15 protein-coding genes are annotated in these 15,827 nt (G+C 69.0%); 11 read left to right on the forward strand and 4 right to left on the reverse strand.

Going from position 1 to position 15,827, the window contains the following annotated elements; translation table 11 throughout:
• Window positions 1–2 precede the first annotated feature (2 nt).
• Window positions 3–413, forward strand: a complete 411-nt coding sequence (locus OG884_RS24915) for a DUF742 domain-containing protein (RefSeq protein WP_326636725.1) — start codon at window positions 3–5, stop codon at window positions 411–413.
• A 52-nt stretch (window positions 414–465) separates the two neighbouring features.
• On the opposite strand, the gene OG884_RS24920 is transcribed toward OG884_RS24915, so the two are convergent.
• Both OG884_RS24920 and OG884_RS24925 read right to left on the reverse strand, forming a co-directional pair.
• Window positions 466–1,425 carry an SIS domain-containing protein gene (locus tag OG884_RS24920; RefSeq protein ID WP_326636727.1) on the reverse strand — a complete coding sequence of 320 codons (960 nt, stop codon included), beginning with the start codon at window positions 1,423–1,425 and terminating at the stop codon, window positions 466–468.
• Between the two features lie 26 nt (window positions 1,426–1,451).
• The gene (locus OG884_RS24925; protein WP_326636729.1) at window positions 1,452–2,417 is read right to left on the reverse strand and encodes a hypothetical protein; all 966 of its coding nucleotides are present in this window, start codon (window positions 2,415–2,417) and stop codon (window positions 1,452–1,454) included.
• A 355-nt stretch (window positions 2,418–2,772) separates the two neighbouring features.
• Between OG884_RS24925 and OG884_RS24930 the strand changes: the two genes are divergently transcribed.
• The 4 genes from OG884_RS24930 to OG884_RS24945 are packed head-to-tail and all read left to right on the forward strand — an operon-like array spanning window position 2,773 to window position 6,524.
• Window positions 2,773–3,855 carry a polyamine ABC transporter substrate-binding protein gene (locus tag OG884_RS24930; RefSeq protein ID WP_326636731.1) on the forward strand — a complete coding sequence of 361 codons (1,083 nt, stop codon included), beginning with the start codon at window positions 2,773–2,775 and terminating at the stop codon, window positions 3,853–3,855.
• On the forward strand, window positions 3,852–4,733 hold the full coding sequence (locus OG884_RS24935) for an ABC transporter permease (protein ID WP_326636733.1): 882 nt from the start codon (window positions 3,852–3,854) through the stop codon (window positions 4,731–4,733). The genes OG884_RS24930 and OG884_RS24935 overlap by 4 nt, the downstream gene beginning before the upstream one ends.
• On the forward strand, window positions 4,726–5,499 hold the full coding sequence (locus OG884_RS24940) for an ABC transporter permease (RefSeq protein WP_326636735.1): 774 nt from the start codon (window positions 4,726–4,728) through the stop codon (window positions 5,497–5,499). Before OG884_RS24935 ends, OG884_RS24940 begins: the two co-directional genes overlap by 8 nt.
• Window positions 5,499–6,524 carry an ABC transporter ATP-binding protein gene (locus tag OG884_RS24945; RefSeq protein WP_326636736.1) on the forward strand — a complete coding sequence of 342 codons (1,026 nt, stop codon included), beginning with the start codon at window positions 5,499–5,501 and terminating at the stop codon, window positions 6,522–6,524. Before OG884_RS24940 ends, OG884_RS24945 begins: the two co-directional genes overlap by 1 nt.
• Here the strand turns inward: OG884_RS24945 and OG884_RS24950 are convergent.
• Window positions 6,518–7,126, reverse strand: coding sequence for a TetR/AcrR family transcriptional regulator (locus tag OG884_RS24950; protein WP_326636738.1), 609 nt, complete (start codon window positions 7,124–7,126; stop codon window positions 6,518–6,520). The two genes, OG884_RS24945 and OG884_RS24950, sit on opposite strands and share 7 nt — an antisense overlap.
• A 257-nt stretch (window positions 7,127–7,383) precedes the next feature.
• On the opposite strand from OG884_RS24950, the gene OG884_RS24955 reads away from it, so the two are divergent.
• The 6 genes from OG884_RS24955 to OG884_RS24980 all read left to right on the forward strand — a co-directional run bounded on the left by OG884_RS24955 (window position 7,384) and on the right by OG884_RS24980 (window position 14,406).
• On the forward strand, window positions 7,384–8,523 hold the full coding sequence (locus OG884_RS24955; protein ID WP_326636740.1) for a glycosyltransferase: 1,140 nt from the start codon (window positions 7,384–7,386) through the stop codon (window positions 8,521–8,523).
• 34 nt (window positions 8,524–8,557) lie between these two features.
• The gene (locus tag OG884_RS24960; protein WP_326636742.1) at window positions 8,558–9,964 is read left to right on the forward strand and encodes an aminobutyraldehyde dehydrogenase; all 1,407 of its coding nucleotides are present in this window, start codon (window positions 8,558–8,560) and stop codon (window positions 9,962–9,964) included.
• Between the two features lie 194 nt (window positions 9,965–10,158).
• Window positions 10,159–13,029: a sensor histidine kinase gene (locus OG884_RS24965; RefSeq protein WP_326636744.1), complete on the forward strand. Its 2,871-nt coding sequence runs from the start codon at window positions 10,159–10,161 to the stop codon at window positions 13,027–13,029.
• On the forward strand, window positions 13,026–13,448 hold the full coding sequence (locus OG884_RS24970) for a roadblock/LC7 domain-containing protein (RefSeq protein WP_030906232.1): 423 nt from the start codon (window positions 13,026–13,028) through the stop codon (window positions 13,446–13,448). Before OG884_RS24965 ends, OG884_RS24970 begins: the two co-directional genes overlap by 4 nt.
• A 9-nt stretch (window positions 13,449–13,457) precedes the next feature.
• Complete coding sequence (locus OG884_RS24975; protein WP_442811519.1) at window positions 13,458–13,859, forward strand: DUF742 domain-containing protein; 402 nt, start codon at window positions 13,458–13,460, stop codon at window positions 13,857–13,859.
• A gap of 7 nt (window positions 13,860–13,866) precedes the next feature.
• A complete protein-coding gene (locus OG884_RS24980) occupies window positions 13,867–14,406 on the forward strand; it encodes a GTP-binding protein (protein ID WP_326636747.1) in 540 nt (179 codons plus the stop codon).
• Window positions 14,407–14,783: 377 nt separating this feature from the next.
• On the opposite strand, the gene OG884_RS24985 is transcribed toward OG884_RS24980, so the two are convergent.
• Window positions 14,784–15,788: a methyltransferase gene (locus OG884_RS24985; protein WP_326636749.1), complete on the reverse strand. Its 1,005-nt coding sequence runs from the start codon at window positions 15,786–15,788 to the stop codon at window positions 14,784–14,786.
• Window positions 15,789–15,827 lie beyond the last annotated feature (39 nt).

Consider the following 15,827-nt stretch of genomic DNA (forward strand, 5'->3'; position numbering starts at 1 on the left):
CCGTGCGGGCCGACAACTCCGACGGTGGGCAGGACAGGCGCTTCGGGGACGAGCCGGAGTACGGCGAGCCGGTCGAGGAGGAGAGCTCGCTGGTCCGGATGTACGCCGTGACCGGAGGGCGGATCGTGCCGAGCGCCAAGCTCGCCATGGAGGCGATGGTCTCGACCTCGACCACGGCCCAGCTCGGCCTGTCCTACATCCGGGAGTATCGCCTCATCAGCGATCTGTGCCGCCGGGTCCGCTCGGTCGCGGAGATCTCCGCCCTCCTGGGCGTCCCCCTCGGTGTGACCCGTGTCCTGGTCTCCGACATGGAGTCCGAGGGCCTGGTGCGGATCCACCACCCCAAGGTCGACGCGGCGGGCCCCGGTCCCGACATTCTCGAACGCGTCCTCAGCGGCCTCGACCAGATCTGAGGCCGGTCGGGGCCGGTCGGGGCCGGTCGCGGGGCCCGCCGGGGACGGCGGGTCAGCTCGGGGCGAGCCACCACCGGGCGGCGACGAGCTCGGCCACCAGGGTCTCGGTCAGGAGCGCCACGTCGGGATCGTCGTCGTGGCGGTAGCGGATGGAGGCCTTGGCGCCGGGAAGGTCGCCGCCGACGGTCAGGACCGTGGAGCCGCGCTGCCGAATCCACTCCATGGCCTGCTCGTCGTAGCGGGAGCCGGGGAACAGGATGGCGCGGTAGTCGAGGGTCTTGGTGAGGTAGACGTCCACATGGGCCCAGTCACCGGTCTCGCACGCGTCGGCGGCCCTGCGTGGTCCCTCCCGGAACATCAGGGCCGACTGCTCGGCGGAGGACAGGTGCTCGGCGGGGGCGATCGTGTAGACGCCGTGCGGGCCGTCGAGCAGTGCCGCCGCCGGTTCCAGCCACTCGCCGCGGCGCTCCAGCAGATCGGCGGTGGCCTCGGCTGTACGGCGGAGTAGCGCGGGCACATCCCCGCCGGAGGCGGTGAGGCGGTTTCCGAGTGCCAGGAGCAGGGCGAGGGTGTGCTGGAAGGTCCGGCAGGCCACGCCACCGCGCTCCTCGCCGGCCAGCATCAAGGCCACCAGGTCGGCGCCCTCGGTGACCGGCGAGCCCGGCACGTTGGTCAGCGCGACGACGAAGGACCGGCCACGGTGGCGGGCGAGGGCGTCGAGGGTCTCCCTGCTGCCACCGGTGGCGGAGATGGCGACCACCAGGGTGTCCGGGCTCGGCGGGTAGGTCAGGGCGGCGGAGGCGTACTCGGCCACCGCGTCCACTCCGGCCGCCCGCAGGCGCAGCGCGGCCACCCGGGCGGCGTACCGGGAGCTGCCCATGCCGAGGAAGACCACCCGCCGTATCCCGGAGGGAATTCCGGGATACGGGTCGTCGGCCTCCAGCGCGCTTGCCAGGCCGGTCAGCGCGGCCGGCTTGGCCTCCAGATCGGCGAGGTACAGCTCGGGAATCACGTGCTCTCCTTCATCGGTTCCAACGGTCATCGGTAGCGCGACCGCAGCACGCCCATCGGGGCGTAGCGCCAGCGGGGAAGGTGCCGGGCGGCGTATACCAGCTCGCGGCACTCCTGCTCGATCTCGAAAGGGCGCAGCAGGGAACGGTCCAAAAGGGTGGCGTGCCCCAACTCGGCCAGGCGTCCCAGGTAGGCCGACTCCAGGGTGGCGCGGGCCGCGACGGCCCACTCGGCGATCATCGCGGGGTCGGCGTCGCGGCGCCTGACCGCGACCTGACCGACGTGTTCGAGGCTCGTGGTGAGCTGGGCGAGGTCGCGGGCGGCGGGCTGGAAGGGGTTGGCGTCCGCGACGGTCGGGTTGCCGTCGAAGTCGATCACCGCGTACCCGTCCCGCCAGCGGAGCATCTGGCCGACGTGCAGGTCGCCGTGGATGCGGATCAGCGGGGTGGCGCCCGTGGCGGCCGGCGGTGCCAGTTCGGCGCGGAGTGCGCCGGCGTGGGCCGCGAGCCACTCGCCGTCCTCGCCGTCGGTCAGTGCCAGCGCCTCCTCCAGCGCCTCGCCGGCCCGGAGTGACCACGGGCCCTCCGCCGTCCGTACCGGGTCGGGGAAGGTCGTCGACGGGGTCGCCATCGCCGCGTGCAGGTCGGCCGAGAGGACGCCCAGGTCGGCGGCGAAGGAGGTCCCGAAGGAGACGGCCTCGTCCACGCACCACTCCCAGCCGTCCCTCGCTTCGGGGAGGTAGGCGGTGACGAGGGCGAGCAGCGTCTCGGAGCCGTCGTCCGCGCGCCGGGAGAGGGACGCGTAGGGCGTGGCGGTCGCGGTGAAGCCGACCGATGTCAGGTGCGCGAACACGTCGGGCGCGGGCGCCGGGAGCGGTACGGGCGGGGTGAGCCATTTGACAACCACCCTCTCGCCGACGACCACCGAGTGGTTGGTCTGGTCGACGTCGAACCCTCGCTCACCCGTCCGGGCACCCCTGTCGATCAATGACAATTGAGTGTCGGTTGAGAAAACCGGGACAGCCGGGTCGGGAAGCGGATGGAACCGGCGCACGCTGAAGGGGGAGGTATCCGTGCTGGTCAGAGCGCTGAGGAGCGCGCTGCTCCGGCCGTCGCCGGCTCGGGGAACCGTGTCGAGCCGGTTCCAGATTGAAGCTGGATTTAACAAGCGGACCCAACTTTCCAGGGATGATGTCGTGGGAAGTCTTGCTCAAGATAATGTTGACTGCAACACTCCTGGTTTGGTCTGCCGTGTCCCCTACGGCCGGTCTACCCCACTTACGCTGAATTTCGAAGGAGTAGCGGCCGTGTCCCGCACTCGGTATACCCGTAGTCTCCCGGCCGTCGCTTTGACCGCCGGCCTCGCGCTCGCAGTCTCCGCATGTGGAGGAGGGGGCGCGGACACCGCCGCACCCGCCGCCAGCGCCTCGTCTGCGCAGCTCAACCCCAACGCCGATCTGTCCAAGCAGAGCCTCACCATCTCCGTCTGGGACGGCTACACCCCCAAGGAACTGGCCGCCGAGGTCAAGGACAAGCTCAAGACCGACCTCAAGGTCACCCTGCACGACACCAACGAAGCGATCATGGCGAAGCTCACCGGTGGCGCCGACACCGGGCTCGACGTTGCCTTCGTCTCCGGTCAGTACGCCCAGGCCCTCAACGAGGCCGGCCTGCTGGAGCCGCTCCACCCCGAGCTCATCCCGAACCTCGCGAACCTCTATCCCGAGGCCAAGGAGCTCTCCTACGACAAGGGCAATGTCTTCTCGGTTCCCTACACCTGGGGCACCACCGGCATCTGCTACCGGACCGACCTGATGAAGACCGCTCCGACCAGCTGGAACGACCTTCTCGACCCGCCCGCCGAGGCGGTGAAGAAGGTCACCATGATGACCACCGAGCGCTGGCTGGCCCTGCCCGCCATCAAGGCGCTCGGCTACTCGGTCAACACCAAGAACGACGAGGAGATCGCCAAGGTCAAGGCGAAGCTGCTGGAGGCCAAGCCGAAGCTGCTCGGCTATGACGACACCACCTTCGGCGACAAGCTCAAGAGCGGCGAGGCCGTGATGGTCGAGGCGTGGGACGGCTGGTGCCCGACCACCGAGGAGAACATCAAGTTCGCGGTGCCGAAGGAGGGCAGCGACCTGTGGGTGGACACCATGGTCGTGCTGAAGTCCTCCAAGAACAAGGAGGCGGCACACGCCTTCATCAACTACATCCTGGACCCGAAGGTGCACGGCTGGGCCGCGGAGAACATCCTCTACAAGGTCCCGAACAAGGCCGCCATGGACGCGATGAACCCCGAGCTCAAGGCTGCCAACGCCCCGCTGCAGATGAGCCCGTCCGACCTGCTCAAGGGTGAGTCGATCATCGACCTGGGCGAGGACTCACTGAAGTTCACCAAGCTCGCGACCGAGGTCGCGGCCCAGCAGTGACACGCTCCACCACCTCCGGCGCGTCCGTGCGATCACGGGCGCGCCGATCGCGTGCCCTGGGAAGGCTCGTCTTTCTGGGGCCCGGACTGACGTACCTGATCGTCCTGCTGCTCATCCCGCTGGCGCTGCTCATCGGCTTCACGGTGTTTCGCCGGGGACGGTTCGGCGGGGTGGTCTACGAGCTGACGGGGGAGAACTTCACCCGCCTGCTCGACCCCCTCTATCTCGACGTGGTGATCGGCTCGCTGAAACTGGCCGCGATCGCCACGCTGATCGCCCTGCTGGTCGGCTACCCGACGGCCTACCTGATCGCCCAGCTCCCGCGGAAGTGGAAGACGATCGCGCTGGTCGCGGTCGTGCTGCCGTTCTGGACCAACTTCCTGGTGCGCATCTACGCCTGGATCGTCCTGCTGAGCGGTCCCGGGCTGGTCAACAGCACCCTGATGGACCTGGGGCTGATCGACAAGCCGCTGGAGCTGCTCTACAACCAGGGCACCATCGTCACCGGCCTGGTGTACTCGTACCTGCCGCTGATGGTCCTGCCGCTGTACGCGGCGATCGAGAAGCTGGACCCGCAGCTCCGTGAGGCGTCGGCCAACCTCGGAGCCGGGCCCGTCCGCACGTTCGCCTCGGTGACGCTGCCGCTGACCCTGCCGGGCGTGTTCACCGGTTGCCTGTTCGTGTTCGTACCGAGCTTCGGCAACTTCATCATCCCCGAGCTGCTCGGCGGTGGCCGTTCCATCATGGTCGGCAACCTGATCAGGGACCAGTTCCTCAAGGCGCGCGACTGGCCGTTCGGGTCCACCCTCGCACTGGCGCTGCTCGCCGTGCTGATCGTCCTGCTGCTCCTGCAGGCATGGAGTGCCCGACGTGCGTAGACCCCGACTGCTGTACGTCCCCTTCTGGGCGACCTACGTCTTCCTCTACACGCCGATCGTCGTGCTCGTCGCGATGTCCTTCAACGCCGGCGAGTCCCCTTACGTCTACGAGGGTTTCAGCCTGGAGTGGTACGGCGTGCTCGCCGGGAACGCCGGCATCCGCGAGGGCCTGGTCAACACGCTGATCGTCGCGGTGGGCTCCACGGCGCTGGCCACGGTGCTCGGCACCCTGCTGGCCGTGGGCCTGGCCCGCCACACCAGGTCGCGGGTGCTCGACGCGCTCGGCGTGCTGCCGGCCGTCCTTCCCGACCTGGTGCTGGGCATCGGCCTGCTGGTGTTCTACGCCACGATCAAGTCGACCCTCGGGCTGCACTCGGTGCTGCTGGCCCACACGGTGTTCGGCATGGCGTTCGTGGCCGCGGTGGTCCGCACCCGGCTCACCCACGCCGACACCTCCCTGGAGGAGGCGTCCAGGGATCTGGGGGCGACGCCGTTCACGACGTTCGTCCGGATCACCCTGCCGCAGCTGGCACCGGGCATCGGTGCCGGCGCGCTGCTCGCGTTCACCCTCTCGATCGACGAGTTCGTCATCGCGTTCTTCACGGCGGCGCCAACCACGCCGACCCTGCCCATCGTCATCTACTCAATGGTCCGCTTCGGGGTCACCCCCGAGATCAACGCTCTGGCCACGCTGCTGCTGCTCGTGAGCTTCACCGCGGTGATCGTGACCCAGCGGATGACCCGACTGACGGAGTCGCTGTCCTAATGCTGAAGATCACGGGTGTCAGCCGCCGGTTCGGTGACGTCACGGCGCTGTCGGACGTCTCCCTGGAGATCCGGCAGGGCGAGTTCTTCGCGTTGCTCGGCCCCAGCGGCTGCGGTAAGACGACACTCCTGCGGATCCTGGCCGGCTTCGAGTCGCCAGACGAGGGCACCGTCACGCTCGACGGCGACGACCTGCTCGGCCAGGCGGCCCACCGCCGCCCGGTCAACCTGATGTTCCAGTCGTACGCGCTCTTCCCGCACATGACCGTGGCCAGGAACGTCGCGTACGGCCTGGAGCGGGAGAGGCTGGGCAGGGCGGAGATCCGCAAAAGGGTCGACGAGGTCCTGGAGAAGGTCGGGCTGGCGGCGATGGCCGGGCGCAGGCCGCATCAGCTCTCCGGCGGCCAGCGGCAGCGGGTCGCGCTCGCCCGCGCGATCGTCAAGCGGCCACGCCTGCTGCTGCTGGACGAGCCGCTGTCCGCGCTGGACAAGAAGGTGCGCGCGGAGATGCAGCTGGAGCTCAAACGGCTGCAGAACGAGGTCGGCATCACCTTCGTCGTGGTCACTCACGACCAGGAGGAGGCCATGTCGCTGGCCGACAGGATCGCGGTCTTCAACGCCGGCGGGGTCGAGCAGGTGGACGCCCCGGTGGAGCTGTACGAGCGTCCGCGCACGCCGTTCGTCGCCGGTTTCGTGGGGGCCAACAACATCTTCGCGGGCAGGGCCTGCTCGGTCGGCCTGGCCAGCGAGGGGCTCGGCATCCTTCCCGGCACGTCGGGCCTGCCCGACGGCACGCCCGCGCTGCTCGCCGTACGGCCGGAGCGGCTCAGGCTGGGCGACGAGGGCGTGCTGAGCGGAGAGGTCGTCGACGTGAGCTTCTACGGCGGCGTCTCGCACGTGTCGGTACAGGTGAGCGGGCGTCCGGAGCCCGTGCTGGTGGCCACCCAGGGGGCCACCCAGGTCCAGGCGGGCTCCGAGGTGACGCTCGGCTGGGCGGAGGGGGACGGAGTGCTGATCCCTCAATGAGACGAGTCGAGCGGGTTGTTCGTCGCGGTCCTGGCGTAGTCGAGGATGAGTTCCGCCGCCTCCTGCGGGCCGATCATCGGGTGGCGGGCCGTTATGCGATAGCCGTACGCATCTTCGAGCGCGACCAGGTTGCGGGCGATGAGCAGGGAGTCGCCGGAGAGCGTGAAGGTCTCCAGCGCGGCCCCGGTGTCCAGGATGCTCTGGTAGAGCGAGACCTGGCGGTCGTAGAGGGTGGTCAGCAGGAGCGCGTACATCCTGTTGCGGGGCGCGGCGCCGCCGAGCTCGTTGAGCAGCCGGACGTCCGGGTCGTCCGGGCCGTGCGGCAGTCCCGAGCGGATGGTCACGACGAGCTTCTCCGCGGGGTCGCGCGTGCCCTTGATCCGCTTGAGTCGCTGCTCGTAGAAGCGCTCCATCCCGGCATGGTGGGCGTCGACCAGCAACTCGCTGAGGCGCGGGTAGTGGTACAGGACGGCGCCGGAGGTGAGCCCGGCCTCCTCGGCGACATGGTTGAGGTGCACCCCATCGGTGCCGTGCCGGATGATCGCCCGATGCGCGGCCGCGATGAGATCCAGGCGCCGGTCCGCCCGTCCCTTGCGCGTCATATTCCCCCGCTCGTTGAAAATCATGCTCTGTGCCGGGGGCCGTAGTGACCGTTTTCCCGCATTTTTGCTAGCCGAGAATTTCACCATTCTTCAAAAGCCGCAACCTCTAGACGCAAGGAGGCGTGATGTCTCTCACGATCCTGTTCATGCCGGAGAGTGCCTACGGGCCGACGAACAACTGTATCGGCATCGGTGACATTCTTCGTAAGCGCGGACATAGAGTTGTTTTCGCAGCTGAGGCCTCCTGGAAGGGGAAATTGGCGGCCCTCGGATTCGAGGAGGACCTGGTCGATCTCGCACCGCCGGCCGAAGAGGAGCAGGACGCCGGGCAGTTCTGGAAGGACTTCATCAGGGACACCGCCCCGGAATACCGGAAGTCGACCCTGGAGCAACTGGAGACGGTCACCAAGCCGATCTGGGACGCGCTTATCGACGGCGTCAAGTACTGCGAGCCTCAGTTGAAGGGGATTATCGAGCGCGTCCAGCCGGACGTCATCGTCGAGGACAACGTCATCACCTTCCCCGCGCTGCTGACGGCGGGCAAGCCGTTCGTCCGGATCGTCTCCTGCAACCCGCTGGAGGTGCGCGGCGAGGGCGTCGCCCCGGTCTTCTCCGGGCTGCCCGCCGACGACCGGTCGCAGTGGGCCGCCTTCAACGCCGAGCACGACCGCACCCACCGTGAGATCTGGACCGCCTTCAACGAGTGGGTCGTCGAGCAGGGCGCCGACCCGCTGCCGGACCTGGACTTCATCCACGAGGGTGACCTCAACCTCTACGTCTTCCCCGAGATCGCCGACTACGTCGACGCCCGGCCGCTGGGCGACTCCTGGCACCGCCTGGACTCCTCGGTGCGTGAGACGGAGGGCGGTTTCGAGCTCCCCGCGTCGCTGGCCGGGCAGGACGGCCCGCTGGTCTACTTCTCGCTGGGCTCGCTCGGCTCGGCCGACGTCTCGCTCATGCAGCGGGTCATCGACGTGCTGGCCACCACCCCGTACCGTTTCATCGTCTCCATGGGTCCGCTGCACGAGGAGATCAAGCTGGCCGCCAACATGTGGGGCGCCGAGTTCGTCCCGCAGACCAAGATCATTCCTCTGGCGGACCTGGTCATCACGCACGGCGGCAACAACACCACCACCGAGGCGCTGCACTTCGGCAAGCCGATGATCCTGCTGCCCCTGTTCTGGGACCAGTACGACAACGCGCAGCGCGTCCACGAACTCGGCTACGGTGTGCGCCTGTCCACCTACGCCTTCTCCGCCGAGGAGCTGACCGGCGCGCTGGACAGACTCCTGGGCGACGGCGCGCTCCGCGAGCGCCTGGCAGCCGCGGGCGAGGAGATCCGCGGACGGGACGGCCTGCGCAGGGCGGCCGACCTGATCGAGCGGGCCGGCGCCTGACGGCTCTCCGCACCACCACGATGAGGGAAGTTCCATGGGCAAGTTGATCAATCCGGCGACCGGCGAGCTCCTGGGGGAGCCGGCCGACACCCCTGTCGAGGAGGTGGCCGCCGCCGTGCGGCGGGCCCGCGTGGCGTTCCAGGAATGGAGCGCCGCGACCCCGGCCGAGCGGGCCAGGGTGCTGCTGCGTTTCGCCGATCTCGTCGAGGCCGACGCCGAGGAGCTCACCCGGCTGGAGGTCGCCGAGAGCGGCAAGCCCGCGCCGGTCTTCCGCGACGGCGAGTTGCCGTTCGCGGCGGACAACCTCCGCTTCTTCGCCGGGGCGGCCCGTTCGCTGGACGGCACCGGTGCGGGGGTGCTCAGCTCCGGCTACACCTCGGTGCTCGTGCGCCGCCCGGTCGGCGTCGTCGGATCGATCGCCCCGTGGAACTTTCCCCTGGTCATGGCGGTGTGGAAGATCGGCCCCGCGCTCGCCGCGGGGAACGCGGTGGTCATCAAGCCCGCCCCGCAGACGCCCGGCACCACGCTGCGGATGGCCGAGCTGTTCGCCCGCGCGGGCGCGCCCGACGGCCTGCTCCAGGTGGTGCTGGGCGGCGCCGAGGTGGGCGAGGCCCTCGTCACCGACCCGGGCGTCGACATGGTGAGCGTCACGGGCTCCACCGCGACCGGCCGCGCGGTCATGCGCGGTGCCACGGGCTCCCTGAAGCGGGTTCATCTGGAGCTCGGCGGCAAGGCTCCGGCGCTGGTCTTCGGGGACGCCGACCTGTCCGAGATGGCCAGGGGCGTCGCGATGGGCGCCACCTACAACACCGGCCAGGACTGCACGGCCGCGACCCGTGTCTACATCTCCCGGGAGGTGTACGACGAGGCGGTCGAGGCGCTCCACGCGACGCTGGCGCGGATCAGGGTGGGCGACCCCTGGGACCCGGCCACCGACATCGGCCCGCTGATCTCCGCGGGGCACCGCGACCGTGTGCACGGCTTCGTGGAGCGATCCGTCGCCGCGGGTGCCTCCGTGCTCTGCGGCGGCGCCCCGCTCGAAGGGCCCGGATTTTACTACCCGCCGACGCTGATTTCCGGTGCGACCCAGGACAGTGAGATCGTTCAGGGTGAACTCTTCGGCCCGGTGCTGGTCGCCCTGCCCTTCGACGGAGAGGACGAGGCGGTGCGGCTGGCCAACGACACCGTCTACGGGCTGGCCTCGTCGGTCTGGTCTGCGGACGTGGCCAGGGCGCTGCGCGTGTCGCATCGGCTCGATGTGGGCGTGACCTGGGTGAACGACCATCTGCCCATCGCCTCTGAGGCACCGCACGGCGGGGTCAAGGGGAGTGGCTTCGGCAAGGACATGAGTCAGGAGGCGGTTGGGGAATACTCTGTGACCCGCCACCTGATGATCAAGCACCAGGCTCCGGAGGTGAGGGATTCCTTCAGACCGGCCTGACAGCTTTGTAGCCGTATGTCCTTTTTTTGGGGATTTATCGGCTTTTACTCCATTCGAAGTGACATAAAGGATGTGCTCAAATTGCTTTCGCCGCTTCCGAATTCGGCGAGGGGTTACGTAGGCCAGTGATGACACAAGACCGCCGAAGCCACCGCGCGTCAGGGGGCAGTCGACTCCTGCCGGCGAACTGGCGTGTGCGTCCACGTCTGGTCGCGCTGATCCTGCTCCCGACCGCCGCGGCCATCCTGCTCACCGGCCTCCAGTTGACCACCGCCCTCTCCACGGCCGGTGAGTACCGCCGGATGACCGAGGTCGCCTCACTGGTCGAGTCGCTCGGCACGCTCTCCCACGAGATGGCCGAGGAGCGCGACCTCACCGCCTGGTACGTCGCCGGTGCCAACCGCACCCGGCTCACCAAGGTCAGGGAACAGCGTGGGGTGGTCGACCGGAGCAGCAAGCAGACGCTGGCCGCCGTGGAAGCCCTCGACGAGTCGCAGGCGGCCCGTGTCCGTACCGAGGTCACCCAGATCCGCGGCTGGCTCGACGGTCTCCCCGGCCTGCGCAGACTGATGACCGACGGCAGCGTGCTGCCCCGGGCGGCCCTCGGCATGTACTCCCGGATGATCGCCGACTTCATCACCCTCCACGACGACCTGGGGCGCAGTGGCGGCGACGAGCGCCTCATCGGTGACGCGCTCGCGCTGGGCGCGCTGAGCCGGGCCAAGGAACAGGTCGCCAGGCAGCGGGGCACCCTCCTCGTCAGCTTCCTGGACCGCAAGTTCGACTTCGACGACCCCGCCGACCTGCTGGGCGCGTACCGGAGCCAGCAGAGCGAGGAGAACGCCTTCCGCGCGACCGCCTCGGCCGCCGACGTCAAGAAGTTCCGCGATGTGGTCAACGGCCCCAAGATCGACCAGGCCGACTCCATGCGCGCCCTCGTCATGTCCTTCATTCGGGAGAACAAGCCGCTGGAGCGGATCGGTACCGGCTGGCTCAGGAGCGCCGACACCTGGTACACCGCCTCCTCCGCGATCGTGGACAACATGCGGACCGTCGAGCGCGGCCTGTCGGCCGCGGTGGTGGCCCGCAGCCAGGAGATGGAGGCCGCGGAACAGCGCAGCGCCGCGATCTCCGGTGCCTCGATCCTGGTCCTGCTGGTCCTGATCCTGCTCATCACCGCCTGGGTGGCCGGCACGCTCGTCCGGCCGCTGCGCAAGCTGCGCAGCGAGGCGCTTGAGGTGGCCGACAGCCGGCTGCCCGAGACCGTCCGGGCGCTGCGGGAGTCCGGAGACCACGCTCCGAACATCGAGGTGCCCTCCATCGGGGTGGCCTCCCGCGACGAGATCGGGGAAGTGGCCAGGGCCTTCGACGAGGTTCACCGCGAGGCCATCCGGCTGGCGGGTGACGAGGCCCGGCTGCGAAGCAACATCAACGCGATGTTCGTCAACCTCTCCCGGCGCACCCAGTCGCTCGTGGAACGCCAGATCGACCTCATCGACGACCTGGAGCAGGGCGAGCAGGACGAGGGCCGGCTGGGCAGCCTCTTCAAGCTGGACCACCTGGCCACCCGCATGCGCCGGAACTCCGAGAACCTCCTGGTCCTCGCCGGTCAGGAGCAGAGCCGCCGGTGGAGTGAGCCTGTTCCGCTCAGCGACGTGGTCCGCGCCTCGCTGTCGGAGGTCGAGAACTACGAGCGGGTGAACCTCCGGGTCGAGTCGGGCATCTCGATCATCGGCCACGCCGTCAACGACATCGTCCACCTGGTCGCGGAGCTCGTCGAGAACGCGATCTTCTTCTCGCCGCAGGACACCAAGATCACGGTGACCAGCAACGGCAACGAGATGGGCGCCGTCATCCTGGCGGTCACCGACGCGGGCATCGGCATGAGCGACGAGGAACTGGCCGAGGCCAACCGGCGGCTGGCCGAGCCCCCCGCGGTGGACCTGTCGGTCTCCCGCCGGATGGGCCTTTTCGTGGTCGGCCGGCTGGCCACGCGCCACGGGATCAGGGTCCAGCTCCGGCGCCCCGAGACCGGTGGCCTGAGCGCCGTCGTGCTCCTGCCGGCGCAGGTGGTGGCCCAGGGCACGGTGATGCCCGAGATGGCGATGGCCGGACAGGGCGGCATGCCGCCCGGTTTCTTCGGTGATCCCGCGAACTCGTTCTCCTCCGTCAACCCCGACCCGTTCGGCTCCGTTCCGAACCTGGACCCGTTCGGGACCGGTGCCGGGCCCGGTGGCCGACCGCAGGCCGGCCTCGGGCAGCCCGCCCAGGCGCCACCCCAGCCGCCCCAGGTGCCGGCGCCGATGTCCGGAGACCTCTGGTCGGGGCCGGTGGTGCCCGCCTCCGCGGTGGAGGACCTGTGGTCGTCGCCGCTGACGCCGACCCCGGCGCCGTCGTTCCCCTCGGCATGGTCCGAGACCTCCTCGTCCGAGCTGTGGACGCCGCAGCGGCTGGAGCCGGTGGAGAACACCCAGGCCCTTCCCGTGGTCGAGGTGTCGCCGACGGAACCGGAGCCGGAGGAGTTCCTTCCGATCTTCGAGGCGGTGGGGTCCGACTGGTTCCGCAGCAGCGCGTCCGTCGCACCCGAGCAGGAGCAGGGGGCCGATCTCGATCCCGATCCCGAGCCTGTCGCCGAGACCAGGCCTCGGCCGCTGGAGCCACGGGTCAGGCGGGGGCCGCAGGGGCTGGAGACCCAGAACTTCCCGAAGGTCTCGGATTCCATGCCGCAGCCGCAGCCGCAGCCGCAGCCGATCAAGCCGGTCATGCCGGCGGCCGAGAGGCAGCCGTGGAGCACCCCCTCAGATCAGGGCTGGGCAGCCGCCGAGGCCGCCAAGAAGCCCATGGAGGGCGGCGTGACCGGATCGGGCCTGCCGAAGCGGGTGCCCAAGGCGAACCTCGTTCCCGGAGCCGCTTCGGCGGCACCGGCTGCGCAGCCCCTCTCGATGCCGCCGATATCGGCGGATCGGGTGCGCAGCCGCCTGTCCAGTTTCCAGCAAGGCGTACGGCAGGGGCGCGCTGAGATGAGCGAACGCGCCAAGGCCGTCGAGGGAGAGAACCAGCAGTGAACAACCAACTCAGCCAGGCCGCCCGTGGCTTCAACTGGCTGATCACCGAGTTCGTCAAGGAGATGCCCGGAGTGGCACACGCGGTGATCGTCTCCGCGGATGGGCTCCCGCTCGCCTACTCCCAGGGGTTTCCCAAAGATCGAGCGGATCAGCTCGCCGCGATCACGGCCGGTCTGATCAGCCTCACCCAGGGTGCCTCACGAGTCTTCGAGGGCGGCCCTGTGGCACAGACGGTGATCGAGATGCAGCGGGGTCTCCTGCTGACCATGTCGATCAGTGATGGTTCCGCGCTGGCCGTACTGGCCTCGCCGGACTGCGACATGGGCCTCGTGGCCTACCAGATGACACTGCTCGCAGAGCGTGCCGGTCAGGCGCTTACGCCTGCGCTACGGGCCGAACTGCAGTCGGTTCAGCGATAGGGGGGTGATATGGAGGCACCAGGTTGGCGTGGGCCCGGGGAGGAACCCCCGAACACGCCCAAGGCCAAGAGCGGGCGAGACCGTTTGATTCGCCCGTACGCTGTGACCGGGGGCAGGACCGCCCCTCGGATGCAGCTCGCTCTCGAGGCGCTGGTCTCCTCGGCGACGTTGGCGGGAGTGGATCCCACCACGCTCTCCACGGAATATCAGGCGATCATTTCGCTGTCCCGGCAGGTGCGCTCGGTTGCCGAGCTCTCCGCCCTGTTACGCATGCCACTCGGCGTGACCCGGGTACTGATCGCGGACATGGCGGCCGAGGGCCTGGTGCAGATCCACCAGCCGTCGCTGGATGCGGGTAAGCCGAATCTCAATTTGCTTGAAAGGGTGCTCAGTGGGCTTCGCAGGCTCTGACGCCGGGATGACGTCGACGAAGATCGTCGTCGCCGGCGGGTTCGGTGTCGGCAAGACGACCTTCGTCGGCGCGGTCTCCGAGATCATGCCGCTGACCACGGAAGCGGTGATGACAGAGGCCAGTGCGGACGTCGATGACCTCTCGCACATCCCGACAAAGCGCACCACCACGGTCGCCATGGACTTCGGCCGGGTCTCGCTGGACCGTGACCTGATCCTGTACCTGTTCGGTACGCCTGGTCAGCACCGGTTCTGGTTCATGTGGGACGACCTCGTGAAAGGTGCGATCGGCGCGGTCGTGCTCGTCGACACCCGGAGGCTGGCCGACAGCTTCCCGGCGGTCGACTACTTCGAGGAGGCAGGACTGCCGTTCGTCGTGGCCCTCAACGGGTTCGGCGGATCGCACGTCCACGGTGAGGAGGAGGTGCGGGAGGCTCTGACGATCTCCCCGCACATCCCCATCGTCCGGACCGACGCCCGGTCCCGTGACGCCGTGAAGTCGACCCTGATCACCTTGGTCGAGCACGTTCTCACGCTCAGGGTCTGACCTCCTGACGTGGGCCTCGCCCCGAGGGGGCGAGGCCCACGTCTTTCCCGCCCCCACCCGCTCCCAACCCCGTTCCGGTGTCCGCCCCCGCATCGCGTGCCGTTCCCTCCAGGGCGTCCGTCCTCCGGGCAGATGTACCGGTCGCCTGCCGTGCCGATTGAGCAGGTGACCACCGATCTCACGGTGGTCGTTTCCTTTCTGTGCGAAAAGTGGTTGGAAAAGCGGCGGCCGGTGACGTGAACCTCACGTCACCGGCCGCCGCTTTTTCGCGGGCCCCGCATCGGGCCTGTATCGGGCCCTGAGTCGGGCTCCGCATCGGGCCTGTATCGAGCCCCGCATCAGGCCTGTATCGGGCTGAGTCGGCCCCTGAATCGGCCCTAAATCGGCAGGGCCTCCACGATTGAGGCGCCACCGGGCAGTTCAACCTGCCGGCTGAGCCGGAAACCGGACTTGCCCAGGAGTTCGGCGTACTCGGAGGTGCTGCGTTCCATGCCCTCGCCGAAAAGGGCGAGCATTCGCATGTCGACGTCCTTGCTGATGTGCGGCCTGTCGTCGTCCGGCACCACGGCCTCCACCAGGAGCACACGGCCGTCGTCGGAGATGGCCTCCCTGACGTTGCGCAGGATCCGTACGGAGTCCTCGTCGGACCAGTTGTGGATCACGCTGCTCAGCAGGTAGGCGTCCGCCCCGGCGGGTACCGAGGCGAAGAAGTCGCCGTCCACGAATTCGCACCGGTCTTCAAGGCCGGCCTCGGCGAAGAACTCCCTGGCCCCGCTGACGACCTGTTCCTGGTCGAACAGCACACCGCTGAGATCTGAGTGTTCCTTCAGGACCGCGGCCAGGATGTGCCCCTTGCCGCCGGCCACGTCCACCAGGGTCCGCACGCCGGAGAAGTCATAGCGGGAGGCCACGGCGTCCGCGAACGGCTGGGCCCTGACCACCATGTAGTCGTCGAACAGCGCGCCGGCCCCGGGGGTGGCCTTCAGGTAGCCGTAGAAGTGCCCGTGCCGCTCGACGAAGCCCGACCTGCCGGTGCGCACGGTCTGCGGGAGCTTGCCCATGCCGTACCAGAAGCCGTCCTCGGCGATCATCCGTACGGCGGAGCGGAGCGAGCCGGGCACGTCGGCGCGGAGGGTGGCACCCGCCTCGGTCAGCTCGTAGGTGTCGGGCGCCGCGGTCGCGACCATGCCCATGGCGGCGAGCTGGCGGAGCACCCTGCCGAGCCCGGACGGGTCGGCGCCACAGCGCAGTGCGAGCTCGTCAACGCTCAGGGCGCCGTCTCGCAGCTGGTCGGCGCAGCCCAGCTCGGCCATCGTGGCCAGGGCGGCGAAACGGGAGACGCCACCGATCGCATCCCAGACGGGTGCCTGTGGGTCGCTCATGAAAATCCTCTCTCTGCGGCGTGCGGTCCTGAGGGGGGG

Origin of the sequence: Streptosporangium sp. NBC_01755, assembly GCF_035917995.1 — a bacterium.
In the GTDB taxonomy this organism is placed as follows: domain Bacteria; phylum Actinomycetota; class Actinomycetes; order Streptosporangiales; family Streptosporangiaceae; genus Streptosporangium.